Below are 8377 nucleotides of genomic sequence, written 5' to 3'. Positions count from 1 at the left end.
GCTAATTCCCCGCACTCTGATTTATCCCCGCTATATTCCATTGGGAGAGATTGTTCAATGACTTGTTTCATCTTACATTGAACGGGCTCACTCTTCACAGCGGATACCAGCGCACCACCCAAAGCAACCGCAAGACACATAATGATGACGTACTCAACCGTTTCTGCACCTTTTTTACTTCGAAATACATTCCATAATGATTTTAAAAACCTCAAATAACCACCTCTATTTCCTAAGAATTAGTCGGTGGTACTATTTTATCTGGTATGAACCTATAGAAAATATAGACTAAAAGGACTATTTTACATTTAAAGAGAGATGTATTCGTCACTTTACGTGTTCAGCATAGAAAAAACACCCGAAGGTGGCTACAAATAGCTATAGTATCGAGATTTAGTGTAACTTCAATCAAATTTATTTTAGTCACCTGAAACACAAATAGATCTCTTTTCGGAATTACTCTTGCCAATATGACATTCATTCTTTTAATTTATAGTTAAGGAGTGATTTATAATGAAAACCATATTTGAGACCACAATGAATCAGTATCTAAAAGAGCTTTCAAACCCATTTAAAAGTAACCCATTCATTAAATGGTATACAGGAGAAGCCATCGAGAACATTATATCTTCTGCTTCTATCGATCTAGAGAGATACATTGTATTAAGCTCCACTGGAAAAGGTAAATGGGCCGAAATACCCTGGGCAGCAATACTTGATAAAGATATCACCGAAACCCCCACCAAAGGTTATTATATCGTTTACCTTTTTAGAGCAGATATGAGTGGAGTCTACATTTCTTTGAATCAAGGTTGGACATATTATGAGAAAACCTATGGAGCTAAAGAAGGACGAGAAAAAATAAAAGAGTCCGTTCATATCTGGAGAGATGCACTCCGTTCATGTTTAAATGATTTCTCTTTTGAAAACATTGACCTGCATTGTAAACTAAACAGGGGAAAAGCATATGAACTGGGACATATATGCGGAAAATTTTATTCTCAAGAATTTCTACCTGATCAACCTACATTAATTAATGATCTCCGTAACTTACTTGGAGTTTATCGAGAAATGAAGGGTTATATGGGTAACCCACTTATTATAGAACCAAAAATAATTGAAAATCCCAATAGATTTAAGTTTAACAATGAATTAGATGACGTACATTATCAGGAAGAAATTCAAAGAGATCCTTTATCAAAATCTATCTCAGTACCACAACCTATACCCCATAGAATCACAGCGAATCACACATCTTGGGTTAGAAATCCTCAATTTGCAAAGGAAGCTTTATCAAAAGCACAATTTCAATGTGAGGTTGATTCTAGTCATGCAACATTTATTTCAAGGAGTTCAAGTTTGAATTTTGTAGAAGCTCACCACCTCATACCTCTGAATAAACAAGACCTATTCTCTTGTAGTTTAGATGTTCCAGGTAACATTATTTCTCTATGCCCGAATTGCCATAGGGCGATACATCATGCAGTTTTAAAAACTAAAGAAGAAATAATCAATAAGCTATACAATCAAAGAAAAGAAATACTGGCTACCTGGGGGTTAATTATTAGCTACTACGATCTTCTAAATTATTATGTTTAAGAATATCGGAAGGGAAGATAGGATAGCTTCCCTCACTATTAGTTGGCCATTGTATGACAATCTAAGTTTAAATTCAATCATTTTACTATGTCTATTTCTGATTTATATTATTTAATCTCGTGTTAACATTTATTTTCCCTGTTTCTACCAACTTAATTTTTGCATCCTCTTGTTTAATTAGCTTAATTTCTGATTCAACAGTAAGACTATTATCTTTTTTTATTTGCTTAATGGGCAATGTAATATACGAATCATTATAACTATCGACAACTAATCTGTTTTTATATTTATTCGGACTATCTATTATATAATGTTCACTTTCTGATGAAGATATATAACTATATCCATATAAATAAGCTGATGTACAAAGTAAACATATATAAAAAACAAACAAGCCAGTGTACTTAATAAAAACAGTAGTAGAACTCCCTCTTTCTATCAAAGCCTCTTTCACATGTCTTGATTTTACCAACGATTTTATGCTCTTATATTTCAAACTCCTCTTTCTGTGTTTGAATAAATAGTAAGTAAAGTGCAATACATAACTAGAACAATACGTATATAGAAATGTTAAAATAACTATAATTAAAAATTTTATATAATATTCCGTAAATTGATTAAGGTCATTAGTTGACATACTTAAAAAATACGGGGGCAATAATACATATACTATTATACTAGCAATGGATTTTGATATTTTCAATTTCCAACTTGATTTAACTTTAAAGTTATTAAAGGGGAGAAGTAATGTAGTGTAACTAAATATAAAGAAAATTACACACACACCCAGATATGTAAAGTAACCGAGTTCCGGAATGAATAACATTTTTAATTCAACATTAATAAAATTTGACGGTATATTATAATAAGCAAGAATACCAACTTGGTAATAATAGGAAAGAATGTACCACAGAACTATAATGCTCCCCATAATCAACTCTATGGATAAATATCTTTCAATATACGTTTCTAAATTATAAGTTCCACTTCTTTTTCCCATATTGTATCACCTCTATAATTATGATCTATATTATAGTAACATATTATATAGCGCGTATCACTTAGTGAAAATAGACAAAAAGAGACAAGCCTATCCCACAAGGAATAGGCTTGTCTCTTTTTGCCTCATCATCTTTTGCTCTGCCCTCTTCATCATAACCTGAACAGAACTCTTGCTATCCCCCATATATGCCACAATAGTCCCCATTGAAAAACCCTGGCCCACCTTCATCATATATTCATCCCGTTCCAACTTCGTCAGACCCGATAAAGCATCTTCGATTCGCCATTGTTTCCATTCACCAATCTCCTGAACTTCTTCTTTGTAAAATGCGGAGCGGAGCGCATATCTTTGAAAGTGATTCGGGTCAATCGGACGTTCACGTTGGTATGCTGCTCGCCTCTCTATCCCTCTTCTATTCCCTGGCTGCCGGCACTCCTGGACCAGATCCTCCATCAGTATCGCTCCTCCCGCTTCATGTCCAATGAATCATCACAACACGGAGTACACATCCCTGCCACTGATTCACTTTCAACTTCTACCCATCTAATCGACTTCCCAACTCCCATTTTGCGGACCCACCCAGCTGAATACTTCCAGTCACCTTATCTCTCCCTGCTAATCCAAGCATTCAGCATAGAAAAAACACCTGGCTTGAAATGCTCAAAAACGCCCCAAAGGAGCGTATTCATCGTCACAATCGGTTTTTTCATTATCGTTATGCTCACACACAAGAGCTCAATTCTTAACAACATTTAGAGATGATACCTTCATGGCTACTCTTCTTCAAAGGGAATCACGCTGACGGTGAACATACCGGTACTGGAATTGCCGTTGCTGTCGATGGCCGTACAAGTGACGGTCGTGGTACCGATGGGGAAGAAGGATCCGGAGGGGGGCGTACACTTAATGGTAATCGTTCCTGGGCAATTGTCGGTAGCGATAGGGACGGGGTAAGTGACGATCGTACCGATATTGTTATGAGCTTCGATATCGATATCATTGAGGCCCGAGAGAGTGGGGGGCTCCGTATCATTGACTGTGACGGTAAACGTACAGGTTTCTGTATTGCCAGGATCGATATCACTGGTAGCAGTACATGTAACCGACGTTGGAGTGCCGACTGTTACCGTCACAGGGGAGCAAACGGTAGTCACATTGGGGCATTGGGGGGTAGTTGGGAGGGGAACCGTCCCTTCACAGGTCCCGCGATCGTTTTCCAATGTGAGGTCGGGGCATGTGAGAGGGTTGACGCAGCTGTTAAGTAAGATGGAAACGGTATTTCTTTGTACATTGGCAACTGCCAAATCAAGGGTTCCGTCGCTATTAAAGTCCCCGGTGGTAATCCCAAACGGGGTCCCTTCAACAACAAAGGCGCTTTGCGTGCCAAAGGAGCCGGTCCCCTCCCCCAATAACACCGAGACGGTATTACTAAAAAAATTAGTCACCGCCAAATCGAGATTGCCATCGCAATTGAAATCCCCGGTGGTAATGATTTGGGGGATACTCCCAACGGCAAAAGTGATTTGGGGACCAAAGGAACCAGTTCCATCCCCCAATAACACTGAGACGGAATTATCAACCTGATTAACAACTGCCAAATCAAGGATTCCATCGTGATTAAAGTCCCCAGTTGTAATCCCAATTGGTCGATCCCCTGTTACAAAAGTGGTTTGGACACCAAATGAACCGCTTCCATCTCCCAATAACACCGAGAGGGTATCATCCTCCGAATTAGTCACTGCTAAATCCAGGTTCCCATCGTGGTTAAAGTCCCCGGTCGTGATACCCGCCGGGCCATCCCCTGTTCCAAAAGTGGTCTGGGCACCAAAGGAGCCGGTTCCATCTCCCAATAACACCGAGACGGTAGCATCATCAAAATTAGTCACTACTAAATCCAGGTTCCCGTCGTGGTTAAAGTCTCCAGTGATACACTCGAAGGGGTTATCTCCAACAGCAAAGGTGGTCTGAGTACCAAAGGAACCAGTTCCATCCCCTAATAATACCGAGACGGTATCATCACCCCGATTGGCTACTGCCAAATCAAGTTTTCCGTCGTGATTAAAGTCCCCAGTAGCGATCCCTTGTGGTCGAGTCCCTACTGCAAAGGTGGTCTGGGGACCAAAGGAGCCGGTCCCATCTCCCAATAACACCGAGACGGTATTACTAAAAAAATTAGTCACCACCAAATCAAGGGTTTCGTCATGATTAAAGTCTCCGGTAATGATCAAATCCGGAAAATTCTCAGTAACAAAAGTGGTTTGGACACCAAACGCTGGGCAGACCATTTTACTTCACCCTTCCCATTAAAAAACTCGACGGGCTATGTCTAGGGTAAGAGTAGGATCGAATCCCACCTCCGTCCCCGTATAAATCAGTATGGGTGATCAAATCATGCACAGATTGCCCCCTATAACGTATGCCAGGGTTCTAAAGGAGTGTCAGGCATGCGTATTTCGTATGATCTATCCTGCGGAGGAGAATCGCCTATGCGATGACAACGACAAGTATCAAATAAAAAAATAAAGGAACGGTAAAGATCACACACAAGAGGATCAAAACGATTCCCTCACAATTAAATGGCATGTAGAGACAAAAGTTAAAACTATCCTTAGCATACTAAAACCCCTACGAAACCCTAGGTACCCAGGTTTGCGTAGGGAAAAGTGTTTGATCCATATCGGGTCACCTCCCATGAAAAAGAATTCATTTGGGTTTCTTTTAACAATCAGGATCGTACATCATCCGGATTTCCCAATAGGATATCATCGTTACTCTCGCACGAAAATTCTAATTACTAACACAGTTTAGTACTATTATTCTCCTTGAAAAGGGATCACCATGACAGTAAACGTACCGGTACTGGAATTACCGTTGCTATCCGTTGCGGTACAAGTAACAGTGGTGGTACCAATGGGGAAGAAGGAGCCGGAGGGGGGCGTACAGGTAATGGTAATCGTTCCTGGGCAATTGTCCGTCGCAGTGGGATCAGGGTAAGTCACGATGATTCCAATCTGGTTATCGGCGATGATTTCGATATCATTGAGTCCGGAGAGAACCGGAGGTTCTGTATCATTGACCGTGACGGTAAACGTACACGCTTCGGAATTCGTCTGGTCGATATCGCTCGTGGCGGTACAAGTAACCGACGTAGGAGAGCCTACTTGAACCGTATCGGGATTACAAACAGTGATCACATTGGAACATTGTGCGCTCGTTGGCAAAGGGACTGTCGCTTCACAGGTCCCAGGATCATTTTCGAGTGTAAGATCGGGGCAGGTAAGCGGGTTGACACAGCTGTTAAGTAAGACAGAGATGTTACTATTATTTAAATTGGCAGTCGCCAAATCTAGGGCTCCGTCACTATTAAAGTCCCCAGTTGTGATTCCAAACGAAGCACCACCTGTTGCAAAGGTGGCCTGGGGACCAAAGGAGCCGGCTCCATCTCCCAATAACACTGATACGGTAGCATCATCAAAATTAGTCACCGCCAAATCAAAACTTCCGTCGCAATTAAAATCGCCGATCGTGATTATTTGCGGAAAAGTTCCTACGGCAAAGGTGACCTGGGTGCCAAAGGAACCCATCCCATCTCCCCATAATACTGAGACGCTAGCATCATTCTGATTGGCAACCGCCAAATCGAGGTTCCCATCGTGATTAAAGTCCCCAGTCGTGATCCCAACCGGGTTACCGCCTACGGTAAAAGTGGTCTGGGTGCCAAAGGAACCCGTCCCATCTCCCAGTAACACCGAGACGGTATCATCCCCATTATTGGTAACCGCCAGATCCAAATTTCCGTCGTGATTAAAGTCCCCAATCGTGATTCCAAACGGATTAGTCCCTGTCGCAAAGGTAGTCTGGGTGCCAAAGGAACCCGCTCCATCTCCCAATAACACCGAGACCGTAGCATCACCAGAATTGGTAACCGCCATATCCAGGTTCCCATCGTGATTAAAGTCCCCAGTCGTGATTCCAAGCGGGCTACTGCCTACGGAAAAGGTAGTCTGGGTACCAAAGGAACCCGCTCCATCTCCCAATAACACCGAGACCGTAGCATCACCAGAATTGGCAACCGCCAAATCGAGGTTTCCGTCGTGATTAAAGTCCCCAGTCGTGATTCCAACCGGGCCACTGCCTACGGAAAAGGTAGTCTGGGTACCAAAGGAACCCGCTCCATCCCCCAGTAACACGGATATACTAGTTTCACCACTATTCGTAACAGCCAGATCCAGGTTTCCGTCGTGATTAAAGTCCCCAGTCGTGATTCCCGCCGGGTTACTGCCTACGGGAAAAGTGGTTTGGGGACCATACGCAGGACAAACCATTTCACTTCATCCCTCCTATAAAATAAAATGTGTATGGGAATCGTAAGATCCAGAATGCCATCCCCGTTGAAACCATATGGATAATTAAACTGTGCGAATTCACCACTTCCTATAACGTATGATCAAAAGGAGTGTCTGGCATCACCTATTTGTTTGATCTCACTTCGGTATGAAGTTGCACTCGCAAGCAATGACAACTTCCACCCACCGTTAAAAATAAAGGCACAGGAGAAGAGGTGAGAGTAACGACCGCCTTCCACACAAGCCCCTCCCCCTAACTCCCCATAACCATCATACCGTCGGGAGTAAATAACTGACCATTACGCTTCTGACGCCAACTATATATAGTAATTCACCTTATCTATTCCAATTTATCTCCATGCTTCACTTTATGCGGGATATAATACCCACCCAACTTCCTCCGAAATGGCTCCATTGGCATAGGGGCTACGTACTTTGATTGACATCGAGTTACGCTCCATGAACAAAGGATTCATTTGGGTACGTTTAACCATCAGGATGGTACATTTTCTGTTTTTTTCGATAGGACTTTTGATCACCGTTACGTTCACGCGTCGATCTCAATTCGAACGAAGCTTAGAAATGCTTCCCTGACTACTACTCTTCTTGAAAAGGGATCACCATGATAGTAAACGTACCGGTACTGGAATTACCGTTGCTATCCGTTGCGGTACAAGTAACAGTGGTACCAATGGGGAGGAAGGAGCCGGAGGGGGGCGTACAGGTAATGGTAATCGTTCCTGGGCAATTGTCCGTCGCAGTGGGATCGGGATAAGTCACAATGGTTCCAATATCGTTATCGGCTGTGATTTCAGTATCATTGAGGCCTGAGAGAACTGGGGGTTCTATATCCTTGACTGTGACGGTAAACGTACACGCTTCGGAATTCGTCGGGTCGATATCGCTCGTGGCCGTACACGTAACCGGCGTAGGAGGGCCTACTTGAACCGTATCGGGATTACAAACAGTGGTCACATTGGGGCATTGCGTGGTGGTTGGAAGGGGAACCGTCGCTTCACAGGTCCCAGGATCATTTTCCAATGTGAGGTCGGAGCAGATAAACGGGTTGACACAACTGTTAAGTAGGACGGAGATGGTATCATCACCTATATTGGTAATTGCCAAATCAAGGGCTCCGTCGTGATTAAAGTCTCCAGTAGTAATTCCATTCGGACTATTCTCTGTTACAAAGGTGGTCTGGGTGCCAAAGGAACCCGCCCCATCTCCCAATAATACCGATACCGTATCATCTAAAATATTGGGGACCGCTAAATCAAGGTTTCCATCATGATTAAAAGTCTCCAGTAACGATAGTAACTGGGTTATTTCCCGTTGCAAAAGTGGTTTGGGGACCGAACGCTGGACAGACCATTTCACTTCATCCTTTCCACTAATAAAAAATCGATGGGCTATGAATGGGAGAGACAAG

General features: G+C 42.6%; 7 protein-coding genes. 1 reads left to right on the top strand and 6 read right to left on the bottom strand.

The features are described 5' to 3' along the window. Positions 1-215: DUF4244 domain-containing protein (locus CHX35_RS16280; protein WP_140413642.1), on the bottom strand; the 215-nt coding region annotated here is incomplete at its 3' end. A 298-nt stretch (positions 216-513) separates the two neighbouring features. Here CHX35_RS16280 and CHX35_RS16275 point away from each other — a divergent pair. Beyond that, positions 514-1599 carry a DUF3578 domain-containing protein gene (locus tag CHX35_RS16275; protein WP_091839546.1) on the top strand — a complete coding sequence of 362 codons (1086 nt, stop codon included), beginning with the start codon at positions 514-516 and terminating at the stop codon, positions 1597-1599. Positions 1600-1690: 91 nt separating this feature from the next. Here CHX35_RS16275 and CHX35_RS16270 read toward each other — a convergent pair whose 3' ends face one another. The 5 genes from CHX35_RS16270 to CHX35_RS16245 all read right to left on the bottom strand — a co-directional run bounded on the left by CHX35_RS16270 (position 1691) and on the right by CHX35_RS16245 (position 8325). Then, a complete protein-coding gene (locus tag CHX35_RS16270) occupies positions 1691-2599 on the bottom strand; it encodes a hypothetical protein (RefSeq protein ID WP_091839544.1) in 909 nt (302 codons plus the stop codon). Between the two features lie 90 nt (positions 2600-2689). After that, the gene (locus CHX35_RS16265; protein ID WP_091839541.1) at positions 2690-3055 is read right to left on the bottom strand and encodes a hypothetical protein; all 366 of its coding nucleotides are present in this window, start codon (positions 3053-3055) and stop codon (positions 2690-2692) included. Between the two features lie 320 nt (positions 3056-3375). Beyond that, positions 3376-4887 carry an FG-GAP-like repeat-containing protein gene (locus tag CHX35_RS16260; RefSeq protein ID WP_091839538.1) on the bottom strand — a complete coding sequence of 504 codons (1512 nt, stop codon included), beginning with the start codon at positions 4885-4887 and terminating at the stop codon, positions 3376-3378. A 528-nt stretch (positions 4888-5415) separates the two neighbouring features. Beyond that, entirely contained in the window at positions 5416-6927 is a 1512-nt protein-coding gene (locus CHX35_RS16255; protein ID WP_091839534.1) for an FG-GAP-like repeat-containing protein, read from the bottom strand. A 618-nt stretch (positions 6928-7545) separates the two neighbouring features. Continuing rightward, on the bottom strand, positions 7546-8325 hold the full coding sequence (locus tag CHX35_RS16245; RefSeq protein WP_176392150.1) for an HYR domain-containing protein: 780 nt from the start codon (positions 8323-8325) through the stop codon (positions 7546-7548). Positions 8326-8377: the final 52 nt, after the last annotated feature.

Origin of the sequence: Marininema halotolerans, assembly GCF_900116235.1 — a bacterium.
GTDB classification, from domain to species: Bacteria; Bacillota; Bacilli; order Thermoactinomycetales; family DSM-45169; genus Marininema; species Marininema halotolerans.
This window is presented reverse-complemented; position numbering and strand designations above follow the sequence as displayed.

Bases quoted from the DNA above. Each gene is read 5' to 3' on its own strand.
- CHX35_RS16275 (WP_091839546.1), top strand. From the start codon at position 514: ATGAAAACCATATTTGAGACCACAATGAATCAGTATCTAAAAGAGCTT.
- CHX35_RS16270 (WP_091839544.1), bottom strand. From the start codon at position 2,599: ATGGGAAAAAGAAGTGGAACTTATAATTTAGAAACGTATATTGAAAGA.
- CHX35_RS16265 (WP_091839541.1), bottom strand. From the start codon at position 3,055: ATGGAGGATCTGGTCCAGGAGTGCCGGCAGCCAGGGAATAGAAGAGGG.
- CHX35_RS16260 (WP_091839538.1), bottom strand. From the start codon at position 4,887: ATGGTCTGCCCAGCGTTTGGTGTCCAAACCACTTTTGTTACTGAGAAT.
- CHX35_RS16255 (WP_091839534.1), bottom strand. From the start codon at position 6,927: ATGGTTTGTCCTGCGTATGGTCCCCAAACCACTTTTCCCGTAGGCAGT.